Annotated in this window: 23 protein-coding genes and 1 tRNA gene; 10 read left to right on the plus strand and 14 right to left on the minus strand. The window is 60.6% G+C overall.

Annotation, left to right across the window (positions count from 1 at the left end; genetic code table 11):
• Window positions 1-128: 128 nt before the first annotated feature.
• A complete protein-coding gene (locus AC0L8G_RS02930; RefSeq protein WP_473386630.1) occupies window positions 129-1,580 on the plus strand; it encodes a class I SAM-dependent methyltransferase in 1,452 nt (483 codons plus the stop codon).
• A 6-nt stretch (window positions 1,581-1,586) separates the two neighbouring features.
• Here the strand turns inward: AC0L8G_RS02930 and AC0L8G_RS02935 are convergent, their stop codons facing one another.
• From AC0L8G_RS02935 to AC0L8G_RS02955, 5 genes are all read right to left on the minus strand, one after another.
• A complete protein-coding gene (locus AC0L8G_RS02935) occupies window positions 1,587-3,047 on the minus strand; it encodes a sensor histidine kinase (protein WP_473386632.1) in 1,461 nt (486 codons plus the stop codon).
• Window positions 3,048-3,223: 176 nt separating this feature from the next.
• Window positions 3,224-4,699 (minus strand): cytochrome c peroxidase, encoded by a 1,476-nt coding sequence (locus AC0L8G_RS02940; RefSeq protein ID WP_473386634.1) that lies wholly within the window; start codon window positions 4,697-4,699, stop codon window positions 3,224-3,226.
• Window positions 4,700-4,864: 165 nt separating this feature from the next.
• On the minus strand, window positions 4,865-5,158 hold the full coding sequence (locus AC0L8G_RS02945; RefSeq protein WP_473386636.1) for an addiction module antidote protein: 294 nt from the start codon (window positions 5,156-5,158) through the stop codon (window positions 4,865-4,867).
• Window positions 5,159-5,190: 32 nt separating this feature from the next.
• The gene (locus AC0L8G_RS02950; RefSeq protein ID WP_473386638.1) at window positions 5,191-5,481 is read right to left on the minus strand and encodes a type II toxin-antitoxin system RelE/ParE family toxin; all 291 of its coding nucleotides are present in this window, start codon (window positions 5,479-5,481) and stop codon (window positions 5,191-5,193) included.
• A gap of 160 nt (window positions 5,482-5,641) precedes the next feature.
• Window positions 5,642-5,716 (minus strand) — tRNA-Gly (locus AC0L8G_RS02955).
• A 123-nt stretch (window positions 5,717-5,839) separates the two neighbouring features.
• Between AC0L8G_RS02955 and AC0L8G_RS02960 the strand changes: the two genes are divergently transcribed.
• The 6 genes from AC0L8G_RS02960 (at window position 5,840) to AC0L8G_RS02985 (ending at window position 10,482) form a co-directional block, all read left to right on the plus strand.
• Window positions 5,840-6,421, plus strand: a complete 582-nt coding sequence (locus tag AC0L8G_RS02960) for a prolyl-tRNA synthetase associated domain-containing protein (RefSeq protein ID WP_473386639.1) — start codon at window positions 5,840-5,842, stop codon at window positions 6,419-6,421.
• Window positions 6,422-6,546: 125 nt separating this feature from the next.
• Window positions 6,547-7,473: a tetratricopeptide repeat protein gene (locus AC0L8G_RS02965; RefSeq protein ID WP_473388791.1), complete on the plus strand. Its 927-nt coding sequence runs from the start codon at window positions 6,547-6,549 to the stop codon at window positions 7,471-7,473.
• Window positions 7,474-7,486: 13 nt separating this feature from the next.
• Window positions 7,487-8,143, plus strand: a complete 657-nt coding sequence (locus tag AC0L8G_RS02970) for an LON peptidase substrate-binding domain-containing protein (protein WP_473386641.1) — start codon at window positions 7,487-7,489, stop codon at window positions 8,141-8,143.
• Window positions 8,144-8,176: 33 nt separating this feature from the next.
• Complete coding sequence (locus AC0L8G_RS02975) at window positions 8,177-8,389, plus strand: Trm112 family protein (RefSeq protein WP_473386642.1); 213 nt, start codon at window positions 8,177-8,179, stop codon at window positions 8,387-8,389.
• Between the two features lie 103 nt (window positions 8,390-8,492).
• Window positions 8,493-9,656: a GNAT family N-acetyltransferase gene (locus AC0L8G_RS02980; RefSeq protein WP_473386643.1), complete on the plus strand. Its 1,164-nt coding sequence runs from the start codon at window positions 8,493-8,495 to the stop codon at window positions 9,654-9,656.
• Window positions 9,643-10,482: a cupin-like domain-containing protein gene (locus tag AC0L8G_RS02985; protein ID WP_473386645.1), complete on the plus strand. Its 840-nt coding sequence runs from the start codon at window positions 9,643-9,645 to the stop codon at window positions 10,480-10,482. Before AC0L8G_RS02980 ends, AC0L8G_RS02985 begins: the two co-directional genes overlap by 14 nt.
• Here the strand turns inward: AC0L8G_RS02985 and AC0L8G_RS02990 are convergent.
• Window positions 10,465-11,142, minus strand: coding sequence for a hypothetical protein (locus AC0L8G_RS02990; RefSeq protein ID WP_473386646.1), 678 nt, complete (start codon window positions 11,140-11,142; stop codon window positions 10,465-10,467). The genes AC0L8G_RS02985 and AC0L8G_RS02990 overlap by 18 nt on opposite strands.
• Before the next feature lie 265 nt (window positions 11,143-11,407).
• Here AC0L8G_RS02990 and AC0L8G_RS02995 point away from each other — a divergent pair, with 265 nt between their 5' ends.
• Window positions 11,408-12,874: an AMP nucleosidase gene (locus AC0L8G_RS02995; protein WP_473386647.1), complete on the plus strand. Its 1,467-nt coding sequence runs from the start codon at window positions 11,408-11,410 to the stop codon at window positions 12,872-12,874.
• Here AC0L8G_RS02995 and AC0L8G_RS03000 read toward each other — a convergent pair.
• The 8 genes from AC0L8G_RS03000 to AC0L8G_RS03035 all read right to left on the minus strand — a co-directional run bounded on the left by AC0L8G_RS03000 (window position 12,871) and on the right by AC0L8G_RS03035 (window position 19,811).
• Window positions 12,871-13,644 (minus strand): glutaminyl-peptide cyclotransferase, encoded by a 774-nt coding sequence (locus AC0L8G_RS03000; RefSeq protein WP_473386648.1) that lies wholly within the window; start codon window positions 13,642-13,644, stop codon window positions 12,871-12,873. The two genes, AC0L8G_RS02995 and AC0L8G_RS03000, sit on opposite strands and share 4 nt — an antisense overlap.
• The gene (locus AC0L8G_RS03005) at window positions 13,641-14,792 is read right to left on the minus strand and encodes a dATP pyrophosphohydrolase (protein ID WP_473386651.1); all 1,152 of its coding nucleotides are present in this window, start codon (window positions 14,790-14,792) and stop codon (window positions 13,641-13,643) included. Before AC0L8G_RS03005 ends, AC0L8G_RS03000 begins: the two co-directional genes overlap by 4 nt.
• A gap of 83 nt (window positions 14,793-14,875) precedes the next feature.
• Window positions 14,876-15,376, minus strand: coding sequence for a DUF2141 domain-containing protein (locus tag AC0L8G_RS03010; protein ID WP_473386653.1), 501 nt, complete (start codon window positions 15,374-15,376; stop codon window positions 14,876-14,878).
• Between the two features lie 163 nt (window positions 15,377-15,539).
• On the minus strand, window positions 15,540-16,751 hold the full coding sequence (spt, locus tag AC0L8G_RS03015; RefSeq protein WP_473386655.1) for a serine palmitoyltransferase: 1,212 nt from the start codon (window positions 16,749-16,751) through the stop codon (window positions 15,540-15,542).
• Window positions 16,748-17,017, minus strand: a complete 270-nt coding sequence (locus AC0L8G_RS03020) for an acyl carrier protein (protein ID WP_473386656.1) — start codon at window positions 17,015-17,017, stop codon at window positions 16,748-16,750. Before AC0L8G_RS03020 ends, spt begins: the two co-directional genes overlap by 4 nt.
• 135 nt (window positions 17,018-17,152) lie before the next feature.
• Complete coding sequence (locus AC0L8G_RS03025; protein ID WP_473386658.1) at window positions 17,153-17,986, minus strand: NAD-dependent epimerase/dehydratase family protein; 834 nt, start codon at window positions 17,984-17,986, stop codon at window positions 17,153-17,155.
• An 11-nt stretch (window positions 17,987-17,997) separates the two neighbouring features.
• Window positions 17,998-18,843 carry an AMP-binding protein gene (locus AC0L8G_RS03030; RefSeq protein WP_473386660.1) on the minus strand — a complete coding sequence of 282 codons (846 nt, stop codon included), beginning with the start codon at window positions 18,841-18,843 and terminating at the stop codon, window positions 17,998-18,000.
• Window positions 18,822-19,811, minus strand: coding sequence for an AMP-binding protein (locus tag AC0L8G_RS03035; protein WP_473386663.1), 990 nt, complete (start codon window positions 19,809-19,811; stop codon window positions 18,822-18,824). The genes AC0L8G_RS03030 and AC0L8G_RS03035 overlap by 22 nt, the downstream gene beginning before the upstream one ends.
• Window positions 19,812-20,269: 458 nt before the next feature.
• On the opposite strand from AC0L8G_RS03035, the gene AC0L8G_RS03040 reads away from it, so the two are divergent.
• Window positions 20,270-21,043: a sterol desaturase family protein gene (locus AC0L8G_RS03040; RefSeq protein WP_473386667.1), complete on the plus strand. Its 774-nt coding sequence runs from the start codon at window positions 20,270-20,272 to the stop codon at window positions 21,041-21,043.
• A gap of 265 nt (window positions 21,044-21,308) precedes the next feature.
• On the plus strand, window positions 21,309-23,435 hold the full coding sequence (locus AC0L8G_RS03045) for a sodium-translocating pyrophosphatase (RefSeq protein WP_473386669.1): 2,127 nt from the start codon (window positions 21,309-21,311) through the stop codon (window positions 23,433-23,435).
• The last annotated feature ends 5 nt before the right edge of the window (window positions 23,436-23,440 follow it).

The raw sequence follows: 23,440 nt of genomic DNA on the forward strand, positions 1-23,440 counted from the left end.
TCCCGTATCCGGATCAAATTCACGATTAACGGCTTGATTGCTGGTGCAAATCCCTTAGTCGCGATTGCTATTTACGATTTGTTAGGCATACACTGGGTCAGGGGAGTGGTGATGAACCTGGGTGGCGTATGTCTAAGACCTATGAAAATCTGCCTGGCGCAGCGGGAAAAGCGCGATTTTTCCGTCCTAACAGGTATGAAGCGTCGGAAATTTTTTCCGGAAACGCCCCCCGTCTGATTTTCGAAGACGAGGTCTTCGAACTTGAGAATATTTCCTCCCGCGGCGCCGGCGTGCTCGCCCGCAGACGCGGCGAGGATGCGCTTTCACCCGGCGCGAAAGGCATTTTGCGGCTTACCCAGCACGGACAGGAGCTGTTTCTCGGCGCGGCGCGCAAGGCGCGCAGCGAGCACGGCCCCACCGGCATCACCGCCGGTTTCGAGCTGGAAGCCAATAATTTCGACCTCGACTGGCTGATCCGGGAAAACGCCACGGTGCTCGCGCGCGACGCCGGGCACGCGGACCCGGCCATGGAGCCGGACATTTCCTATAAGAGTTTCTGCGCGGACATCACCGCCTATGTGGGCGGCTACCTTCTCCGCATACAGAAATATGTTGCGCCGATCGAAGACAAATTGAGCGATGAAGAGCGCAGCGACATTGCGCGCGAGCTGGCGACCGCGTCGGAAGCCGGATGGCTAGACCTGGTTCAGCGCGGCAATCGTCTGACCGGCGAGATCCACGACGACAAGCAACAGCGCATCGGCTACAAGACCTATACCGAGCGCACTGTGTCCCAGATGCTGCTGAACGGTCCGGGCTGGGCGCGCTGCTATTACAAGCCGGCCGGTTATCCCGGCGACTACAAGATCATGAATTACGGCTATGAGCAGCGCCCGGAAGGCGAAACGGTTGCGCAGAAGTTCCTGCACCTGCTGGGCATGAGCGCGTCGCGGCCGATCATCACCCGGATGGAGATGGTGGCCAAGCTGATCGCCGAATACGCCAACAAACGCCATGGCGAGCGCGCCGCCGGCGAAGGATCGGAATTCGTCATCACCAGCGTCGGCTGCGGGCCGGCGCGCGAGCTTGAAGACATTCTCGATGAAACGCCGGACGATGTGCGCTGGCGGATCAATCTCGTCGATCAGGAGCCTGCGGCGCTGAACTTCGCCTTTGAACGCATTTCAACGATGAAAGACCGCGAGCGTCTCGATGCGTCCGGCCTCAATATCAGCTTCCGCGAAATGCTTCGTCCGTCGCCGGATAATGCGATCTTCGTCAATAATGACGTGATCTATTCCTCAGGCTTCGTGGATTACCTCAACCCCCTGCTGGCGCAGCGTTTCGTCAAGCGGCTCTATGAGTTTGTAAAGCCGGGCGGCCAGGTGATCATCGGCAATGTGAACAATCTCGAGACCGGCATGATCTGGCCGCTCGAATATATCACCGACTGGACCTTGTATTTCCGCGATGAAGACGAAATGCGGGCGATGGCGAGCGACATACCGGGCGCGAAAGTGTCGGTGGTGTCTGACCCGATGCAGGCGGTGTTCTTCCTCGTGGTCGAAAAGCCCGTCTAATAAGCCTTAGCTTGCGGCTTTTTGCTTGGCCGGTTTTTCCTGAACCTGTTTCGGCTCGAACCGGACCTTGACCGTGGTGCCAGAGGCGCCGTCGGACATCAGCGCGAGCGAGGCGCGCTGATCGTCAAAGATATGTTTCGCGAGGGTCAGGCCAAGGCCGAGCCCTTCGCGTGAGCGCACCAGCGCCGTTTCCCCTTGGGTGAAGGGTTTCAAGGCGCGCGCGATCTGTTCTTCGTTCATGCCCGGGCCTTCGTCGCGAATGATGAGTTCATAGGCGCCGTCCGGCGTTTCGGCGCCGCTCAGCCACAAGGTCGAGCCTTCGGGCGAGGCGCTGATCGCGTTTTCGATAATATTGTTCAGCGCGTAGCAGGTATGGACAATGTCGATATGGATCACGCCTTCCGCGACGCCGCTAATGTCCACATGCATTGATTTCTTCTCGACGCCGACCCGCATCCGCTCCAGCGCCACATCAATCAGTTCGCTGACGGCGGTGTCGACGATTTCATATTTCATCTTGCCCGCCGTGGCGTCGACGAAACGCAGCATTTTCTGAATGCGCGACAGCAGCACATGAGCCGAGCCGTGGATCTCGCTGAGATGGCGGACATTGTCGTCCATGTCGTTGGCGGCGCGGCAGGAATTGGTCACCACTTCGGTATAGCCGATGATCTGGTGCAGCGGCGTGCGCAATTCATGGCTCATCATCGACAGGAAGTTGATCTTGGACTGGTCGGCCGCAGTGGCTTCGATCAGCAGTTTTTCAATCATTTCCGCATCGCGCTGGCGCTGTTCATCGCGCAGCCAGATCCGCCGTGAACGGATTTCCTGGGTGTAGTTGGTCACGACGGCGACGGACGCGATCGACAGCATGAAGAAATGTCCGGCGATGATGTCGGTGGCGGAGAAGGCAGGATTGAGATTGAGCAAGGCGAGATAGATGATCGACAGCGAAATATAAACGCTCGCGGCCATCCGGAAGGGAATGCGCATCATGCAGGATGAGGCGATGAAGACGACGAGGACGCCGATGATGTAAGGCGGCGCGCCCGCAGGCGGGATGATCGCGATCATCGCAATCACGGCCAGCGCAGACAGCCACAGGCTCAACGCGGTCAGCCATGGAAAATGCGGTTTGATCTTCGGCGCAAAGGACAGCAGCGCCAGACCGATCATGATGACGCCGAACGCCGCGCGCAAAATCAGCACGGCCTCGAGGTTTTCCTTGATCGTCAGGACGTCGAGAATGCCATAGCTGAAATAGAGGACGATGACGCCCCACCATAGCGACCGCTCATTCGGCAGGGCGGTTTCGACCAGATGCTGCACATAATGTTTTTCAGAACGCTTGGCGTGAAACTCCCCCGTCCACAACGAAATCCCGTCACGCTCCAGCGATTGCTGGAACGATTTCAGCGGATTTGGCCGCACCGGTTGGGCGCGCGCGGAGGGGACGTTCTGCACCATGACAAACTGAATAGCCGAAGAGGGTTAACGAGGCTTTGGCGAAAGCCCAGGAAAACCGGCTGAGAGCCTTGTTTTCTCTCGTTTTGTTGCGCCGCATGCAATGTCGGCCCGGGGGCGTAAAGAAGGCCTTAACGCCGGACCGGCGCCAAACCCGCAAAGCCGGGCTTCACTGCTGCTTAATCGGGGAAGGGCGAAGACCATTTCGGATCCGTATGCACCGTCGTTCCGCCAAGGGTCAGGAGATAGGCTTCAAGCTGGTTCTTTTCCTGCTCGGTCAGGGCGAGATTTTGCGGGACGCCGCCGGTTTGCAGCCGCGCATCCAGCGTCGAGACAAATTCGCCCGGATCGGCGAAGGCTGGAATCTCGATATTGTCATAATGATCGATCACCGAGCGCAAGGTGAATTGCTCGCCATCATGCATGTAAGGGCCGTTCAGGGAGCCGTCGCGATCGGCGAGATCGCGCAGGGATGGCGCGCGCGTATTCTCATAGTCGAAATTATGGGTGTCATTAAGCACGGTCACGATGCCGTTATGGCCCGCAGCCGGATCGATATCGAATTCCGGCGGCCGGTGACAGGACGCGCAGCCTGCGCCGCCGCTGGCGACAGCCCGCGTGAACAGGGTCTTGCCGGCGTTTTCGTCAGGCGTGAAATTGGGGAACGGATCATCTTGCGAGGCGACCTGGGCGCGCCCTTCATCCCATTTTGAATCAAACGAGACGATGCTTTTGACGAATTGCCCCATGGCGATTTGCAGCCGCGCTTCGGTGATTTCCGGATCGAGAAAAACGAAGCGGAAAAGCTCGTTGTAATACTCGACCGCTTCCAGTTTCGCGACAAGCGCGGCGAAATCCGGCTGGCCGAATTCTCCGCTGAAAGCCAGTTCGTTGGTTTGATGGATTGGTTCTGTCACCTGTGCTTCGAGGCTTGGAACCCGCTCGTTCCAGAAGAAATTGGTTTCCTCCGCATACTGCGTGTTGATCAGCCGGGAGGAGTGGCGCTCGCCTTCGGAGAGTTGTCCGAATGTGTAATTGACGTTGTCGCCAAAGGCGAATTCCTGCTTGTGGCAGGTCGCGCAGGAGAACGTATCGGTGGAGGAAAGTTTTAAATCGTAAAACAACACGCGCCCCAAAGTGGCGCCGGCATTGGTCACCGGATTGCCGCCATCTTCGAATTTGGTGATGTAGGCGGGTACGACAGGGGTCGCGTAGTTTTCAAGGCTTGAAAGATTGATCGCGCCGCCAAAGGCCGCAAGCACCGCGTCCTGATCGATTGTCACGCCGATCGTAAACGCATCGCTGACCGAGGCGCCGGCGCTGTCTGTCGCGGTGATGGTGACGGTTATCGGGCCTGCGGCGGCGGGCGTGCCGGAGATCACGGCGCCATTGGCGCTTAGTCCGGCGCCGGCCGGTGAAAACGAAACCGAATAACTCAGCGTGCTGTTGTCGGGGTCTGTAAAGGTCGCGCCAGATTGCGCGGCGTCATATTGAAAGGCGTAACCGACCATGGCCGACTGGTCGGCATTGGCGCTGGCGACGCTCGGCGCGACATTCACGGCGGGGGCGCCGTCATCGGCGGTTCCCACGGCGCCGCACGCGGCGAGCATGAAAAGCGAAGGCAAGCCGGCGGCGGTCTTTGTCAAACGCAACACAACACAAGGTCCGTATTTCGGCATTCGGTGCGAATGCACATCACGAACTCTGTTGTCGGGAATGGTGATTAATTAACCGTGCCCGCCGCCGCGCAATCTGTAGATTTTCCGCCGGAAAAACATGTCGTTTTCGTCATGAAGGGCCTGGGGAGAACGCCGGCGCGATCATGAAGCCGGTGCGGTCGCCACTTTCATGCTCAGGCCGAGGGCTTTCATCACCTTCATGACCGTGGCGAATTCAGGGTTGCCGCCTTCAGAGAGGGCTTTGTAAAGGCTGGTTCTGCCGAGCCCGGACTGCTCGGCGATATCCGCCATGCCTTTTGCGCGCGCTACGGCGCCGAGCGCTTTGGCGAATAGCGCAGGATCGCCGTCTTCGAAAACCGCGTCGAGATAGGCGGCGATATCTTCGTCGGTTTCGAGATATGCCGCTGCATCATAGTGACTGGTTTTAACCGCCATGGGATTCGCCTTTCGTTTCGCCTTCAGGCACTTCATTCAATTTCTTCCGCGAGGGCCAGCGCCGTCTTAATATCCGTGTCCTGAGTGCTTTTGTCGCCGCCCGCGAGAAGCACGATCAATGTTTCGCCGCGTTGAACGTAATACACCCGGTATCCCGGCCCGTAGGGGATGCGCATCTCTGAGACGCCTTGCCCAACAGGCCTTACATCTCCGGGATTTCCGAGTTCCAGGCGGTCAATGCGAACGAGTATCCTGGCGCGGGCCTGACGATCTTTCAGCTTGCGGAGCCAGCCTGAAAACTCATCTGTTTCCCGGATTTCCATGGACGTGTATGTATCCTATAGGATACAACCTGTCAAGATCGAGGGTGTCTAAGAGCGCGCCGGGAAAATCAAATTCACGGCGCAGGCCCAACGGACGCATGCATCGCCAGCCGGGCGCATAGCTGTCATTGCGCGATGTGTTGGGTGATGTGAAGAAAACTGGAGCGGGCGATGAGATTCGAACTCACGACCTAAACCTTGGCAAGGTTTCGCTCTACCCCTGAGCTACGCCCGCTCACTGACGTATTCCTGCAGCCTTGATGGCCAGCAGGGGCCGCTATATGCACGAGGGCCGGGCGCTTGGCAAGCGCTAAAGCGCGCGGATTTTGGGGACCTTTGACGGGATGACGAGGCGGCGATGAGCGATCAACAGGGCGCGGGGAAAAACGCAACGGGCGAGGGCGCCGGGCAAGCGGGCGCTGAACCGCCGCAAGTCGACCGCGCGGCGTTGTTCGGGTTTCTCGACGGGCTGGGCGTCGCGCATAAAACCGTTGAGCATGAGGCGTTTTTCACCGTCGAAGAGGGTCGCGACCTGAAGCGGCAATGGCCCGGCGGGCATTCGAAAAACCTGTTTTTGAAAGACAAAAAGGGCGCGCTCTTTCTCGCCGTGGCGCTTGGCGAGACCAGGGTCGATCTGGTGGGGCTGGGCAAGCGCCTTGGCGCGAAGGGCCGGCTCTCTTTTGGCCGGCCGGAGCTGATGACCGCCACCATGGGGGTCATTCCCGGCGCCGTGACGCCCTTCGCGCTGATCCATGAGAGCGCCCGGGCGCTGACCCAGGTGATCCTCGATGAAGCGCTGCTGGCGCATGATCCGGTGTGGTTTCATCCGCTGGAAAACACCGCATCTACGGCGGTTTCCCCGGCCGGTCTGGTGGATTTCGTGAAAGCATGCGGCTTTGAGCCGCTGATCCTCCCCCTCGAGCGACCGTTTGAGAGCTGAAACGGTCCTCCCGGGCGGTTGCGTTTCGCCGCGCGCGCCCTCATCTAAGGGGTGCCCGCCGCAATGGCGGGGCGGAAACATCGGGCGGCGACGCCCAGCATGAGCGAGAGACGGGCATGAGCGAGATTATCGGAAGCGGCATAGGCAACGGACCGGGGCAAGCCGGCGATGCGGATCTGATCAAGGACGCCACCGTCGAGACCTTTGAGGCCGATGTGCTGGCGGCGTCGATGACGGTTCCGGTCATTGTGGATTTCTGGGCGGACTGGTGCGGGCCCTGCAAACAGCTCGGGCCGATGCTTGAACGCGCCGTCATCGCCGCGAAGGGCAAGGTGCGGCTGGTCAAGATCGACATCGACAAGAACCAGATGCTCGCCTCGCAAATGCGCATTCAGTCGATCCCGACAGTCTATGCGTTTTTCCAGGGCCGTCCGGTGGACGGCTTTCAGGGCGCGTTGCCGGAAAGCGAGATCAAGCAATTTGTCGAGCGCCTGCCGCAGGCTGACGGCGCCGGCGCAATGGGCGGTCAGGACCAGGACTTTGTGGCCGCCGCCGACGCCGCTCTTGAGGCTGGCGATCCAACGACCGCCGCGCAATTTTATGCGCAGGCGGCGCAACAGGATCCGGAAAACTTCGCCGCGATTGCCGGGCTTGCGCGGTGTCATCTGGCGCTTGGCGACAAGGATCAGGCGCGCGACACATTCGCGATGATCCCGGAAGCCAAACATAACGAGGCGCCGGTTGCGAGCGTCAAGGCGGCGCTGGCGCTTGCTGAAAGCGGCGGCGAAACCGGCGACCTCGCCGCATTGCAAGCCGCGGCGGAAGCTGCGCCCGACGATCTTGAAGCGCGCTTCGCGCTCGCTAACGGATTGCTTGGCGGCGGCGCCATGGAGCCGGCGATGGATGCGTTGCTGGAAATCATTGAACGCGACCGCGAGTGGAATGACGCGGCGGCGCGGCAAAAACTTCTGACTGTGTTTGAGGCGTTGGGCCATGCGCATCCGGCGACGGTGCGCGGGCGCCGGCGCCTTTCGGCAATCCTGTTTTCGTAAGACGGCGGTGGCTATGACGAGGGCGGCGAAGCCCGGAAAATCGAAAATATTGCCGGAAACATTGCCCTTGTTTCCGCTCACCGGCGCGCTGCTGCTGCCGGGCGGTCAGTTGCCGCTGAACATATTCGAACCGCGTTATCTCGCCATGGTCGACGCCGCGCTTGCGGGCAACCGGCTGATCGGGATGATCCAGCCCATGGATGATGAGAGCGCGCAACGCCCGCGTCTCTATGGCGCCGGGTGCGCCGGGCGCATCACCTCTTTCGCAGAGACCGGCGACGGGCGCTATATCGTCAACCTGACCGGCACGCAGCGTTTCGCGCTGGCCGAAGAACTGGCGAGCGATACGCCCTACCGGCTCGTCCGTCCGGACTGGAGCGCCTTCGACATTGATGCGGGCGAAGACCCGACGATTGACGATGTGGATCGCGAAGACCTGCTCGATGCGTTGCGCGATTATCTCGAAATTGAAAACCTGCAAATCGAATGGGAGAAAGCCGCAGACGCGTCGCCGCAGTCGCTGATTGTTTCGCTCGCCATGGGTTGCCCGTTTCAGCCCAATGAAAAACAGGCCCTGCTCGAAGCGAAAACCCTCGCCGAACAGGCGCAATGCCTCATCACCTTGATGGAGCTTGCGGGCGGCGATGAAAATGACGCGCCATTGCAATAGACGAAGAGCAATGAGCAAAAGGATGATGGGACGATGAGCGAAGAGCAGACACAGCCGGAAATCGACAAGAAGTTGCTTGAGATCCTTGTCTGCCCCCAGACCAAGGGCGCGCTGACTTATGACCGCGAGGCCGGGGAGCTGATCAGCAAAAAAGCCGGGCTGGCTTTTCCCATTCGCGACGGCGTGCCGATCATGCTGGTCGATGAGGCGCGCACGCTGAGCGATCAGGAAATGCGCGCAAGCTGAGCCGCGTCAAACCGAAACACAGTTAACGGTCCGGACTATGCATGATGCCATAGGGGGCCGGATCGATCATGCCGGGCCCTTGTTGAATTCGGGGACCGGCGTTTTGTCAGCAGAGCCAGAAAAAGTGGAATCGCAAGGGGCGGCGCACGCCGCTTTCGTCGCGATGGCGCAGGCGCGCGCCCTGCGCCCGGCATGGGAAAGCCTTTGCGCCGAGCTGCTGGAGGAAAACCCGTTTTACACGCCCGGCGCGCTGATCCCCGCGCTTGAAGGCTTTGCAGATCCGGGCGTTCAGCTCGCCTGCGTCTGGTCCGGGGATGCGCTGATTGCATTGCTGCCGGTTGCGAAGCGGCGATTTTATGCGCGCCTGCCTGTCGCCTATTGGGCCAACTGGACCCATCCCCATTGCTATTACGGCGCGCCACTGATCCGGCGCGGGGCGGAAACCGAAGCCTATCAAGGACTGTTCACCTTGCTATGCGAGGGCGAGGGCGCACGCGCTTTTTTGCGCCTGTCGCGGATCGAACGCGATGGGCCGGCGATGCGGGCGGGCGTCGCGGCGGCCCATGCAGGACGGCGCCTCGCCTATGACGCCGGGGCGATTTCGCGCGCCGCGCTGCGTGCCGGGGCTTCCGCCGAGGCGACCCTGGTGGTGCATGTGCGCAAGAAAAAGCGCAAGGAGCTGGCGCGATTGCGCAAGCGCCTGGAGGAACTTGGCGCGGTGCGCTTGCGCGAGCTGTCGCCGGGCGACGACCTTTCTCAGTGGACGGAAGATTTCCTCAACCTCGAAGATAAAAGCTGGAAAGGCCGCCGCCGCACTTCGCTTAAATCGAATGAGGCGGACGCGTCCTGGTTTCGTGAAACCCTGCGCGACATGGCGGCGGCGCAGGCTTTGCATTTTCTGCGCCTCGATCTTGACGGCAAACCGGTGGCGATGCTGGCGACGCTGATATGTAACGGCGCCGCCTACACGCTGAAGATTTGTCATGACCCTGACTATGCGAAATTCTCGCCCGGCGTGATGATCGAAATTGAAGCGATGCGCGCGCTGCTGGGGCGTTCTGATTTCCGTTTCGCCGATAGCTGCGCCGCGCCGGATCATCAGATGATCAACGGGCTGTGGCGCGCCCGGCGCGTCGTCACCGGCCTTAATGTCAGCGGCCGCAGCGTCGCGGCGCGCGGCGCGCTTGGCCTCGCCCGGTTGCTGGAGGGCGCGCGGGCGCGGCTGCCGCAAAAGCTTGTGGAAAGGACCGGCGATGAGCGTGTTTGAGCCCGCAACGCTTGAAGATTTTGCGGTCCGCTATCCGGATGCGCCGGTTCGCTTGCGCCATCATCTGGCCGCGCATCCGCTCTTCGCCATGGACAGGCTCATGGCGCTCGCCCGCGCGCTGCCCGCAGATCGCATCGAATATAATTCCGGCGACCTGCCGATTGGACAGGACCCGGACAGAACGCCGATGAACGGGCTCAGCCCGGAGGAAACCCTTCGCCGCATCGCCGAGAACAAGTCCTGGCTTGTGCTTAAAAATATCGAACGCGACCCCGACTATGCGGCGCTCCTGCATGGCTGTCTTGACGCGCTGGCGCCCATTGCGGCGAAGGCGACCGGGGCCATGCATAAACGCGCGGGCTTCATCTTCATTTCCTCGCCGGGCGCGGTGACGCCGTTTCACATGGACCCGGAACACAATATTTTGATGCAGATCGCCGGCGCCAAGACGTTCAGGATTTTTCCGGCGCGCGCGACCGTCAGCGATGAACAGCATGAAGCTTTTCATCGCGCCGGCGCCCATCGCAACCTGCCTTACCGCGATGAATTCGAAGACGGCGCAGATATTTTCGCCCTGTCGCCGGGCGATGCGCTTTATGCGCCGGTCAAGGCGCCCCATTGGGTGCGGGTCGGGCCTGAGGTTTCGATCTCGCTGTCGATCACCTGGCGCAGCGAAGCCTCTGACGCGGAAGCGGCGCTGCGCCGCGCCAATGGCTGGCTCCGCGCTCGCGGATTTGCGCCGCCAGCGCCCGGCGCGCTTCCCTTGCGCGACCGGGCGGCGGTGTTGAGCGCACGGCTGGCGGCGCGCCTATTCGTTACTCAGTGAAAGCGTGAACGAGATGAGGTGCAAACTCGCCGGCTCATAGTCGAAATCGAGAACCTCGTCGGTCAAACTCGATGCGCGGATATAGCGATAGCGCAGACCCCCGGCGAAGCCTTGGCCCATGGGAAATTCTACGGCGGCCGTTCCGGACAGCGCGACGCCGGTGTCCACGCCGTCGGCGAATGCCACGCCGCCGCCTGCGCCGACATAGGCTTTGACCAGAGAGTTGCGCGGCAGGAGATTCGCGGCTACCTGGCCCTGCATGAAATGCGCGCCTGTTACAAGGTCAACATCATCCAGCTCGAAATCGTCAAGATCAATCGTTTCATCGATTGCGGCGCCGTTAAGCGCGCCGACGATATCGATGGAATCGAGTCCCATGCTGGCGTAATCATATGACAGACCTACGCGAAAGCGCCTCGCGATTCCGGCGCCGCCGACTTCGAGACCTGCTGCGAATCTCGGCTTGCTGTTCATGCGCAGAAAGCCGTCAAACGTATCGACGCCGTCATCATACATAAACTCGGGCGTGCGCAGGTTCGATTTGATGTTCACGCCGGCGCTGAGCTGTGTGTAAACGGATCCGCCCTGTGCGTGAGCGGGCGTGCTGAGTAAAAGCGCGGCGGCAATAGCGGCGGCAGCGCTTAGTTTGGTGGGCTGCATATTTCTATCTCCCTTGTTTTATAAGCATAGTTAAGTAAAACAAGGTAAATAATTCCATAACCACAATATCCGTGCTCTGCTGTGTACGCAAATACAGGTATGGTCCAATCTCGCCATTCTGGGGTTAAGTGTGGCGGGGCGACTAGCGCGGCGCTCTGGCTATGGCGGCGGCCTTGGGAAGGTTTCCAAGCACTACTGGCGGCGCTGGCCTATTATCGCCGGGCGGTGTAAGGGACGGGACTTTTTATCCTGACCGGAGGAAGATGTGTCCTCATCCATCGAATTTGACGCCCCTGCGAGCGATCTGGTCGCCTGTGCGACGCCTGAAGAGGCGATTGCGCGCCTGATAGAGCTTTATGACGAAGCCCATACGCTGACCCGCGAGCGCTTTGACCGTTACCTCGCCGGGGACAAGTCGATCGAGGAAGGCGGCGGCGCGGTTTACCCTTACCTCTGCGCGGTGGTCCCGGCGGAGGCGGCGCCCCAGACCTCGAAGCTTGCGCTCGGTCAGATTGCGGCGCTCAGCGTGCATGGCGCGACGGTGACCCAGCCGGCGCTGTTCGCCAACTACCTCACCTCGCAGCTCGTCTACATCATGGAGCGCTATTCGGCGAAGATCTATGTGGGCCGCTCCTTCACGCCGATCCCGCTGACCTTTGCGCTGGAAAAAGCGACGGCGGCGCTGACGGCGGAGAAGCGCAATCTGTTGCAGCGTTATTTCCACACGCCCAATCTGGTCGCGACCAATGACGATATTGTCGACGGGCAATTGATCCTGAAGCGTCACGGCGCGATGCCCTTGTCGCTGTTCACGGCGGAGCGGATTGATTATTCGCTGCACCGGATCCAGCACTATACGGCGACCAAGCCGGAGCATTTCCAGAACTATATTCTGTTCACGAATTATCAGCGCTATGTGGATGAGTTCGTCGAATATGCGAAAGGCGAAATCGCCGCCGGGCGCGCCGAGGCGCTGATCGAGCCGGGCGACCGCATCACCACCAAAGACAGCCAGCCGTCAGACGCCGCGTCGCCGCGCCTGCCGCAAATGCCGGCCTATCACCTTGTCCAGCCCGGCCATGACGGATTGACCCTGATCAATATCGGCGTCGGGCCGTCAAACGCCAAAACGATCACTGACCATGTTGCGGTGTTGCGGCCTCATGTCTGGCTGATGATCGGCCATTGCGGCGGTTTGCGCCGGTCGCAGCGCCTGGGCGATTATGTGCTGGCGCATGCTTATCTGCGCGAAGACGCGGTGCTTGACGATGTGTTGCCGCCCTCCGTGCCGTTGCCGACGCTGGCTGAAGTACAGCTTGCGATGACCCAGGCGGTGCGCGAAGTCTCCGGCATCGAACAGAAAGAACTAAAAGAGCATTTGCGCACCGGAACGGTGGTGACCACAAGCGACCGCAACTGGGAGCTGCGCTTTGAGCGCAATGCGGTGCGCCTCAATCAGGCGCGCGCCATCGCCATCGATATGGAATCGGCGACGATCGCGGCCAATGGCTATCGCTACCGTGTGCCTTACGGAACGCTGCTTTGCGTCTCGGACCGGCCGCTGCATGGCGAGATCAAGCTGCCGGGCATGGCCGATGCGTTCTATCAGGAACGGGTGAGCCAGCATCTGGAAATCGGCGTGCGGGCGATTGAATTGCTGCGCGAGGAAGCGCAGGCGGGCACCCTGCATTCGCGCAAATTGCGCAGCTTTGACGAGCCGTTTTTCCGCTAATTGTTCATTTCGACGAGTTCGATCTTGAACAGCTTCGGCCAGTATTTGCCGGTGACATAGAGCACGTTTTTCTCGCCGTCATAGGCGATGCCGTTCAACACGTCGGTTGCGCCCTGCTGGTGATCTTCGTCGGAAAGCAATCCGCGCAGATCGACAATGCCGGTCACCGCGCCGCTGGACGGGTTGATGCGGACCAGCGCGTCAGTCTGCCAGACATTGGCGAATAGCGCGCCGTCGATCCATTCAAGTTCGTTGAGATTGTGCAGGGGGTTCCCGCGCAAGGTGACGGTAAGGCGGCGCGTTTCGGTAAAGTCGAGCGGATCGATAAAGCGCAATTGCGCGCTGCCATCGCTCATCACTAGCTCTTCGCCGTTGAAGGAAAGGCCCCAGCCTTCGCCCTCATAGGCGTAGCTTTTTTCCAGCGTGAACTTTTCCGGATCGAAGCGGAAAGCGGTGCCCTCGCGCCAGCTCAAGACGAAAATATCGCCATTGGCCATCGCCGCGCCTTCGCCGAAATGCGACTGCGGCAGAGCGGTTTTCTGCAAAACCTCGCCGGTTTCAAGATCTATCCGGCGCAGGGAAGACTGGCCATATTGGCCGGTCGATTCATAAAGCGCGCCGCCATCGAAAAACAGGCCCTGGGTGAAGGCGTCCGCCGCATGGGGATAGCTCTCGAGCACGCGATAGCCGTATCTGTCCGGCTCAACCGGCCCGGCGTCCGCCGCGCCGCAACCGGCGAGAAGCGCCGCAAGGACGACAAGCATTCTCATAGGGCCTTCTCAAACATGCGATAGGTTTTGTAGATCTCCGCGCCCATATCGAGCAGCAAGGACAGCATGGATTCATTGGTTTCGAGAATCCAGGAAAGCTCGGAATCGACAACCCCGCGCGCCACATTCGCCTCTTGCGACATCAGGATCATTTTATAAGCGAGCGCGGTGCCGACCGGGCGCCGGTGCAGTTTGCGGACAACGCCCATCAAGGGCATGCGCGCGCGCGGAATGGGCTGAAATTTCAGCCGCCAGATCAACTTGGCCCAGTTGAAGGGCAGCAATTTGCCGCCAAAATCGCGGGCGAGATAATTGACGTCCGGCAGGACGAGGCTGAACGCCGCCGGTTCGCCGTCATAGTCGCAGAACACGACATTATAGGGCGACAGGATCGGCCGCAATTCTTCGGCCATGTGATCGATCTGGTCTTCCGTGAACGGAATAAATCCCCAATTGTCGCACCAGGCGTCGTTGAAGATCGACACCAGCGTGTGAATTTCCTGTTTGAAACTCTTCATGTCGATCGTGCGGAAGGAGACTTTGGGATTGGCGAGCGCCTTGTCGATAAAGCGCTGGCGGCGTTCGGGCATCAGTTCTTCGCGCGGAATATAGCGCAGCGCATGCATGTCGACGGCTTTGGCGAAACCGTTCGCCTCCATCATGCCGGCGTAATAAGGCCGGCCATGGGGCATCATCACATAGGGCGGCGTGTCGAAGCCGCTGACCAGCATGCCGGTTTCTTCATTGATCGTGCTGTTGAACGGCCCGAGAATTTTCGCCATGCCCTGAGCTTTCAGCCACTCGGCGGCGGTGTCGAGCAGGGCTTTCGCGACGTCGGGATCATCGACGGATTCAAAGAAGCCGAAATGTCCGGCGCCGTCCTGGTGGCGTTCAAGATGGGTCTTGTTGACGATGGCGGAGATGCGGCCAGCCGGGGCGCCGTTTTTATAGGCGATCCAGAGCTTGCGCGGAAAACCCTTGATGGAGGGGTTCTTGTCGCCATCAAGGCGCGCGGAGACTTCATATTCCAGCGGCGCCACATAATGCGGATCGTCCGCATAAATATCATTGGCGAGGCGAATGAAGGTTTTCATGTCCGCCGGGGTTTCAACCGGGCGGATGTCGATGGTCGTGGCGGTGTCAAGCATGTGGGATTCCAGCAAAAAGCATCTTCGCCGCCATGCTAGCGCGAAACGGCGCCGATGCGAACCGCACGGGGGCCTCGCGGGGGCTAGTTCAGCTTGATATGGACATGGGCGCCGCCCTCAGGCGTGACGTCAAAGACGGTCTTTTCCACGGGCGGCGGGCGAAACAGGACTTTCGGATTGTTCGACAGGCCCCATGGCTCAGCGGGCAGGCCGAGGCCGGTCTTGTCGAAATGCCCATTGGCGTTTTCGTCATGATAGACCGACATGGCGAACAGACCGGCTTCTGGCGCGTCGACGCAGAATTTCGTGACCGGCGATTTGGCGGCGAACCGCACCTGGCTCAGGCGGCCGCTGCCGCGCAGAAAGCCTTCTTCCTTATTGGGAAACAGGTCCGCAGAGATCAGACCGACGCTTTCTTTGACGCCGGTGATGATGATGCGGATCTGGTTCGGGTGGCCATTGCAGCTCACATGTTCGAAGTTGAAATCATCATCCGCGAGGACGGCGTTGTCGTCTGCGGCGGCGCCGCCAACCGTTGCGGCGGTCGCCAGCATGAATGTGGTGATGATCCCTAAACGCTTCACAGTGGGCTCCTCATGACTTGTTCGCCGATTTCATACGGCGCCGATCTGCCGGCCGTGGGGCGCAAATATGGCTATTTTACGCCTGACGCGATTGTGAGCCGGGCCGCAATTAGCCGGCATCCTTAGCCAGTAATTGCGACAATGTTGTGTAGGCCTTCGCATCTCATTCGCCGGCGTTGACGCGCGCGGCCGGAAAGGTTTCGGCCATGGCGCTATAGGCGGCGACCAGCCGGTCGATATCGTCGCTGCTATGGGCGGACGAGACCGCGAGACGCAGCAGCGACTCTTTGCCGGGGGTTCCCGGCGGGATCGCCATATTGACGTAAACGCCGTGCTCCAGAAGGAAGTCCCAGGCGGCGAAGGCATCTTCGCGGGTCGGCAGCAACACCGAAATCACCGGCGCGGGATCTGCGGCGAGGCGCAGGCCGAATTGCGTGAACGCCGCATGCAGGCGCTTTGCATTTTCCCAAAGCTTGCCGCGGATTTCCGGATGCGCCTTGATATTGGCGAGCGCCGCGCCGGCGGAGGCAATGGTCGAAGGCGACGGCGATGCGGTGAACCGGTAAGGGTTTGACGAGATCCGCAAATACTCCGCTTCGCGATGATTGGAGGCGACAAAGCCGCCGATCGAGGCGAGGGATTTGGAGAAGGTGCCGGTGTAGAAATCGACCTGATCCATCACGCCTTCGGCTTCGGAAACGCCTTTGCCGGTCTCGCCGTAAACGCCGAAGGAATGGGCTTCGTCGACAAGCAGATAGGCGCCGTGTTTATGCGCGACCTCGACGAATTCCTTGACCGGGGCGATGTCGCCATACATCGAATACATGCCCTCGATGCAGACCAGCTTGCCGGTATATTTCGGGTCGAGGCGCGACAGGCGCTTGTCGAGATTTTCCGGGTCATTGTGACGGAAGCGAATGGTCTCCGCGCCGGAAAGCTGGCAGCCGTCATAGATGCAGGCATGGCAATCCGCATCGATCAGCACCGCGTCGCTGCCGCGATTGCACAGCCCTGCAATGGCGCCGAGATTGGCGGCGTAGCCGGTTGAAAAAATCAGGCAGTGTTCCATGCCGAGATAGTCGGCGAGATCGGCCTCGAGTTTTTTGTGGCCGGAGAAGGTGCCGTTGGCGACGCGCGATCCGGTGGTGCCGGTGCCCTCATGATCGAGCGCCTCCTTGGCGGCCTTGATCGCGCTCGGCTCGAAAGTTTGTCCGAGATAATTATGGGTGCCTGCAAGAACCGTTTCGCGGCCTTTGATCTTGGCGCGTGTCGGCCCGAGGACTTCGTCCATGACCACCGTGAACGGATTTTTTCCGATCGCGGATAATTGGTCATAGAGCGCCGCGTTTTTCTCGAATTTATCAAACAGGCTCATGACTTCGATTGTTCTTTCTTGATCGCGTGGATGGCGTCGACCAATTCGCCGATGGTCTTGATTTCAGAGATGATGTTGACCGGGATCGAGATGTCGTAATTGTCCTCGATATCCATCACCACATCGAGCAGCGACACGGAGTCGATCTCGAGATCGGCGATGATGTCGGTCTCGCGCGTCAGTTTCACGCCCTTTTCATTGAGGGGTTCGAGCAGGGCGGTGATTTTGTGGAATACGAGGTCGTCGTCTTCCTGAATGCCGGACATGGGTCTTGTCTCCTTTGCGGGCGTGATGGGTCGCGCCGCGCGCCGATTAAAGCAAACCGTGTTCTTGATACCAACGGGCGGTTTTTGCAAATCCTTCCTGCAACGGCGTTTTCGGGCGCCAGGGGCAAGCGTCACTTAGTAAGTTCTCCCGCGCCGTCCAGTCCGGATGGAAGAACTCGTTGATCTGTCCCTCGCGCACGCTGGGCGTCTTGCCCTGTGCGCTTTCAACCATGCGCACCACGCCATGATAGGCCGCAATCGCCGGACGGGGAACCGCAATAGAGCGCGGCGATGCGCCAAGCACTTCGCCCAGAATGGCGCCGATTTCGCTCCAGGCGAAGCCCTCAGCGCGCTCATCGCCGACTTCATACACAACCCCTGCGGGCGCGCCGTCAGCAGCGGCGAGCAGGGCGCCTGCCGCGTCCTCAACATAAAGGATTGAGGCGCGGGCGGGGGCGTGGTTTTCGGCGCCAGAGCAAAGCCGGACTTCACCAGTTTGAAAAACGGCAGGGTGACCATGTCGCGGGGTCCATAGATCGCCGGCAGCCTGAGCGCGCGCCAGTCGCCGCCGGCGCTCGCCGCCGCCTGCTCGCTGTCGAATTTGCTTTTCGCATAGGGCGAGACCTCCGGGCGGCGCGCCGACATGGAGGAGGCGTGCACAAGCTTCGCCCCGGCGCGCTGTGCGGCGGCGGCGGCTTTGGCGGCGCCCGCCACATTGACGCGCATGTAATCTTCCGCGCGGCGCGCATGGGTGAGGCCGGCGAGATGGAAAAACACATCGGCGCCCGATGCGAGATCGGCGAGGGCGGCTTCGTCTTCCAGCGCGCCTTTGACGATGCGCACTTTGTTCGCAGAAGCCAGCTTCGCGGGATCGCGCGCCAATGCGGCGACGTCCCATCCTTCATTGGCGAGCAAGCCAATCAGCGCAGCGCCGACAAAGCCTGTGCCGCCGGTCACTGCTGCTTTCACAATGGCCGCCTTTAAACGCGCGCCTCGGCGAGGCTGCGCGGAGCGGCTTCTTCCGGGGTTTCCTCGGCGAAGGCGCCGTCGAGATATTTCTGTTTCACTTTCGCGCGGGAGAGTTTGCCCGACGAGGTCATGACCATGGAGTGCGGGCGCGCCAGCACGATTTCCGCCGGAGCGCCGACGGCGTTTTGCACGACGCCGGCGATCTCGCGTTTCAGCGCTGTAAGCGCGTCGGCGTCCATGCCGCCGCGGCGCTCGGTGATGACGATGATGCGTTCGCCGCGTCCGTCATCGACAGAGAATGCTGCGACGCCGCCGCCGCGCACGCCGGAAACTTCTTCCACCGCCCATTCGATATCCTGCGGCCAGATGTTGCGGCCATTGATGATGATGAGATCTTTGGCGCGGCCGGTGATGACGATCTGACCGTCGAGGTGATAGCCCATATCGCCGGTGTCGAGCCATTCGCCGTCATACATGGCGGCGGAGGCTTCAGGGTCCGAGAAATAGCCCGGCGTGAGGCTTGGTCCGGCGATGAAGATGCGGCCCACCTGGCGCTCATTGCACGGGTTGCGGTCTTCGTCGCGCACTTCGATCTTGTGACCGGCAAGCGCCTTGCCGCACAGCACGAAGCCGCGCGTATGTTCCGGCGAAGTTACCGCAGATGCAGGCTGCGCAACGCCGGAGCGCGTATAATGGCGCATATCCACATTATCGACGGTGACCGGCGCCCCAAGCTCCGGGAAGGAAATCGCCAGCGTCGCTTCAGCCATGCCATAGCTCGGCAGGAAGGCGTTGGCGTTGAAGCCGACCGGCCCAAAGGCTTCGGCGAAGGCGTTCAACGCTTCCGCGCGGACCATGTCGCCGCCAATGCCGGCGACGCGGACTTTGAAAGGTCGAGCGATCCCGGCTCGGCCCGCGCCGAGCGTTTCGCTGCGAGGTCGTAGCCAAAGGACGGGCTGTAGGTGATGGTGGATTTGCAATCCGACATGATCCGCAGCCACAGCAGCGGGCGCCGCACGAAATCCGACGTGGCGAGAAAATCGACGCTGACCTGCACCGTCATCGGCGTCAGCGCGAAGCCGATCAGTCCCATATCGTGATAGAGCGGCAGCCAGCTTGTGCAGCGGTCGCCGGACACGATGGACATGCCGTCGCGCGCAATCGCAGTCAGATTGGCGCAAACCGAACGCTGCATGCCGATGACGCCTTTCGGCGCGCTGGTCGAGCCGGACGAATACTGGATGTAGCAATATTCATCAGGGCCGAAGCGCTGCGGCTCGGCGAGGGTTGCGTCGAGCGCTTGCACATCGTCAAAGCTGAGGACATCCGCGCCGCCGGCTTTTTCCGCGCCTTCTTCGAGAAATTCGCGCAGGCTTTCCGGGCCGATCGCGGCGACCGCTTTGGCCCCGGCGATCATCTGGCGGATCTGATTGATATAGCCGTTCTTGCCGCCGAGATTGACCGGCATCGGCATCGGCGCCGGGATCAGGCCGGCATATTGGCAGGCGTAAAACGTAACGAGAAATTCCGGGCTGGTTTCGGCGACCAGTGCGAGACGATCGCCGCGCTCGAACCGGCCGGCGAGTTTCGCGGCGACCTCAAGGGCGCGGGCGCGCGCATCGGCGTAGGACAGCCGGCTGGCGACTTCGCCGCGCAGATTGAAAAAGGTGTAGCCGGTCTCGCCTTGCGCCGCGTAATCAAGCGCGTCGCAGAGTGTGGCGAACCCGCTTTGCCGCAACGGCAAGGCCGCGTTCCGGCTCGGCAAGGGCGCCGCCTTTTCCAGACCAGCTTTTGCTTCTGGTCCCTCGCTAGGAATGACGGTCATTCAACGCCCCGCACTCTCGCCAGCCGACGCCGGCATGTTATTGTTTTCTTCGCCGCGCAGACATGGGAGAGGCCACGGCAGAACGCAGTACGTGTTCTGTCAGGCTTCGCCCACAATATCATACGTGGCGCGCACTCATACACCCCCGCGCCGTGGCGCAGGGCTAATCTTGAGCCGATACAAGGCCTTGGGTCAACGGGCAAGAGCTTGTCCGGCGCATGCTTATCAAGATTTGCAGCCGGATGTTACAGCTTGTTGCAATGACCGCCGCGAGAATTGATTGCTTTTTCAGACAGGGCGGCGTTTCGCCGCTTGAACCGGGTAGTTTACACGCCTAGTTTCGCGGTGCGCAGACCCCGCAGGCGGCGGCGCGCCGCCTGCGCTGCGCCCGGAATTACCGGTTTATTGAATTACAAAGAATTCAGAGAATTCAGCACAACGATCTCAGGAGCGCCAGGATGCGCCTTTTTATCGGCTACAAGGCTTGGAAAGAGGAGGAATATCTCCTCAACCGCATGACCTTTGACGATCTGGTCAAAGCCTATGTCACCTATCCGGCGATTCAGATTTATGCTGCGATCATCATCGTGGCGCTTGTCGCGGGATTGGTCACGATCAACTCTATCTGGTTGTTTTTAGCCGCTTTTGCGGCGGGCGCCCTGCTTTTTCCCATCGCCTGGTACATCACCCACCGGTTCATTCTGCATGGCAGCTGGATGTACAAGACGCCCTATCTCGCAAGCTTGTGGAAGCGCGTCCATTACGATCACCACCGCTTTCCGAACGATCTGTCGGTGCTGTTTGGCGGGCTGCATACGACCCTGCCGACGATCCTGCTCATCGCCGGGCCGCTTGGCTGGCTGATTGGCGGATTTCCCGGCGCCTGCGCCTCGATCACCGGCACGGTCGTGATGACCATGTATACGGAATTTCTGCATGCGGGCGAACATCTGGCGTTTGAACCCAAGTCGAAATTCTGGGCCGACATCAAGCGCCGTCACCTGGCCCATCATTTTCACAATGAGCATGGCAATTTCGGCATTGCGGAATTTTTCTGGGACCGGACCTTCGGCACCTTCTATCCCGAGACTGCCGATGCGCCGCGCAGCCCAACCGCCCGAAATCTTGGCTATACGGATGAAATGGCGGAGAAATTCCCGTGGGTGCGCGAGCTTACCGAGGCCGAACCGGATGGCCGCAAGGAAATGCGCAATCGCGGCGCCGCCTCCTAGCCATTTCGCCTCCGAAAGCAGGCATTCCTGTCAACGACCGTGGCGCAGACAAGGTTCTGCGCCACTTTTTTGCGCTGTTCTGAGTGAACCGTCAGTGTGCGGCGCCGCATAACTTTATGTTGATTTTGCCGGGGGGCTTTGTCAGTTTCCACGACACATCAACTGGGGGCTGGTTGAAGCGCGCGCCGGATTCTTTTCCGTAGCTGCGGCCATATCAGCAAACATCCATTCACCACGACATATATCATTCCAAGAGAGGTAAGACATGAGCTTAGCGCTTTGGTTGGTCATCGGGGCTGGCTTGCTCGCCATCGTCTATGGCGCCGTCACTGCGAGACAAGTGCTGTCGCTGTCCGCGGGCACGGATCGTATGAAAGAAATAGCCGCCGCCATTCAAGAAGGTGCGCAGGCCTATCTCAATAAACAGTACACGACCATCGCCATCGCCGGCGCGGTCGTGTTCATCGTGCTGCTGGTTGCGTTCAAATTCGACTTCATTCCGGCCTTCGGTTTCGCCATCGGCGCGATCCTGTCTGGCGCCGCCGGTTATATCGGCATGCTGGTTTCCGTCCGCGCAAATGTCCGCACCACGCAAGCCGCAAGCGAGAGTCTCGCCAAAGGTTTGTCGGTTGCGTTTCGCGCCGGCGCCGTCACCGGCATGCTCGTCGCCGGTCTCGCGCTGATCGGGCTTGCTTGTTACTACGCTGTGCTCACGGTCGGCATGGGTCACGCACCGGAAAGCCGCGCTGTTGTGAACGGCCTCATTGCGCTGTCGCTTGGCGCTTCGTTGATTTCAGTCTTCGCCCGTCTCGGCGGCGGCATCTTCACCAAAGGCGCAGACGTTGGCGGCGACATGGTCGGCAAGGTTGAAGCCGGCATTCCTGAAGATGATCCGCGCAACCCCGCGACCATCGCCGACAATGTGGGCGATAATGTCGGCGATTGCGCCGGCATGGCCGCTGACCTGTTCGAAACCTATGTGGTCACCGTTGCAGCGACCATGGTGCTGGGCTCGATCCTGTTCACCGCCAACGCCGCGCAGTTCATGTTCTACCCGCTGGCGATTGGCGGGGTCTGCATTTTGACCTCGATCGCGGGCACCTATTTTGTGACTCTGGGCAAAGGCTCCACCAACATTATGGGCGCGCTCTATAAGGGCCTCGTTGTCACCGGCTTGCTGTCGCTTGTGGCGGTCGGCATTGTGACCTTCCATATGTTCGGGTTCTCTGAAACCATCGCCAACACTGAACAGGGCGATCCGTTCACTGGCCTGTCGCTGTTCCTGTGCGGCGTGCTGGGTCTCGTTGTCACCGGCCTCATCGTCTGGATCACTGAATACTATACCGGCACCGCCTATCGTCCGGTGAAGTCAGTGGCGAAGTCTTCGGAGTCCGGTCACGGCACCAACGTCATTCAGGGCCTTGCGGTATCGATGGAAGCCACCGCGCTGCCAGCCATCGTTATCGTTGTGGCGATCATCACCGCCTATAATCTTGCGGGCCTGTTCGGCATCGCGACCGCGGTGACCACCATGCTGGCGCTGGCTGGCATGATCGTCGCCCTCGACGCCTTTGGTCCGGTTACGGACAATGCGGGCGGCATCGCGGAAATGTCGGGCCTTGAAGGTTCGGTTCGCGAAACCACTGACGCGCTCGATGCAGTCGGCAACACAACCAAAGCCGTCACCAAGGGCTACGCGATTGGGTCAGCGGGCCTCGGCGCGCTGGTGCTGTTCGCCGCCTACACAAAGGACATCGAACATTTCGCCGCGCATCCGGCGGAGTATCCGTTCTTTGCAGGCGTCGATGTCACCTTCTCGCTGTCCGATCCTTATGTGATCGCCGGCCTTCTGATTGGCGGCCTTCTGCCTTACCTGTTTGGCGGTCTCGCCATGCAGGCGGTGGGCCGCGCCGCCGGCGCCATCGTTGACGAAGTGCGCCGTCAGTTCCGTGAAAAGCCCGGCATTATGGCCGGCACGGAAAAGCCGGACTATGCCCGCGCGGTGAATATGCTGACTGGCGCCGCGATCAAGGAAATGGTGGTGCCTTCCATGCTGCCGATCCTGTCGCCGCTCGTTGTCTACTTCGTTATTTACGGCGTTGGCGGCAAGGAAGCCGCCTTGTCGGCGGTTGGCGCGATGCTGATCGGCGTCATCATTACCGGCCTGTTCGTCGCGATTTCGATGACGGCTGGCGGCGGCGCCTGGGACAATGCCAAGAAATACATCGAAGACGGCAATCATGGCGGCAAGGGCTCTGAAGCCCACAAAGCCGCGGTCACCGGCGACACGGTGGGCGACCCGTATAAAGATACGGCGGGCCCGGCGGTGAACCCGATGATCAAGATCACCAATATCGTGGCGCTTTTGCTGCTGGCGACTCTCGCTGGTTAAGTCGT

The sequence above is a fragment of the Hyphococcus sp. D3-15 genome (assembly GCF_055809375.1).

Bases quoted from the DNA above. Each gene is read 5' to 3' on its own strand.
- AC0L8G_RS02930 (WP_473386630.1), top strand. From the start codon at position 129: ATGTCTAAGACCTATGAAAATCTGCCTGGCGCAGCGGGAAAAGCGCGA.
- AC0L8G_RS02935 (WP_473386632.1), bottom strand. From the start codon at position 3,047: ATGGTGCAGAACGTCCCCTCCGCGCGCGCCCAACCGGTGCGGCCAAAT.
- AC0L8G_RS02945 (WP_473386636.1), bottom strand. From the start codon at position 5,158: ATGGCGGTTAAAACCAGTCACTATGATGCAGCGGCATATCTCGAAACC.
- AC0L8G_RS02950 (WP_473386638.1), bottom strand. From the start codon at position 5,481: ATGGAAATCCGGGAAACAGATGAGTTTTCAGGCTGGCTCCGCAAGCTG.
- AC0L8G_RS02960 (WP_473386639.1), top strand. From the start codon at position 5,840: ATGAGCGATCAACAGGGCGCGGGGAAAAACGCAACGGGCGAGGGCGCC.
- AC0L8G_RS02970 (WP_473386641.1), top strand. From the start codon at position 7,487: ATGACGAGGGCGGCGAAGCCCGGAAAATCGAAAATATTGCCGGAAACA.
- AC0L8G_RS02975 (WP_473386642.1), top strand. From the start codon at position 8,177: ATGAGCGAAGAGCAGACACAGCCGGAAATCGACAAGAAGTTGCTTGAG.
- AC0L8G_RS02985 (WP_473386645.1), top strand. From the start codon at position 9,643: ATGAGCGTGTTTGAGCCCGCAACGCTTGAAGATTTTGCGGTCCGCTAT.
- AC0L8G_RS02990 (WP_473386646.1), bottom strand. From the start codon at position 11,142: ATGCAGCCCACCAAACTAAGCGCTGCCGCCGCTATTGCCGCCGCGCTT.
- AC0L8G_RS03000 (WP_473386648.1), bottom strand. From the start codon at position 13,644: ATGAGAATGCTTGTCGTCCTTGCGGCGCTTCTCGCCGGTTGCGGCGCG.
- AC0L8G_RS03005 (WP_473386651.1), bottom strand. From the start codon at position 14,792: ATGCTTGACACCGCCACGACCATCGACATCCGCCCGGTTGAAACCCCG.
- spt (WP_473386655.1), bottom strand. From the start codon at position 16,751: ATGAGCCTGTTTGATAAATTCGAGAAAAACGCGGCGCTCTATGACCAA.
- AC0L8G_RS03020 (WP_473386656.1), bottom strand. From the start codon at position 17,017: ATGTCCGGCATTCAGGAAGACGACGACCTCGTATTCCACAAAATCACC.
- AC0L8G_RS03030 (WP_473386660.1), bottom strand. From the start codon at position 18,843: ATGGTCCGCGCGGAAGCGTTGAACGCCTTCGCCGAAGCCTTTGGGCCG.
- AC0L8G_RS03035 (WP_473386663.1), bottom strand. From the start codon at position 19,811: ATGACCGTCATTCCTAGCGAGGGACCAGAAGCAAAAGCTGGTCTGGAA.
- AC0L8G_RS03040 (WP_473386667.1), top strand. From the start codon at position 20,270: ATGCGCCTTTTTATCGGCTACAAGGCTTGGAAAGAGGAGGAATATCTC.
- AC0L8G_RS03045 (WP_473386669.1), top strand. From the start codon at position 21,309: ATGAGCTTAGCGCTTTGGTTGGTCATCGGGGCTGGCTTGCTCGCCATC.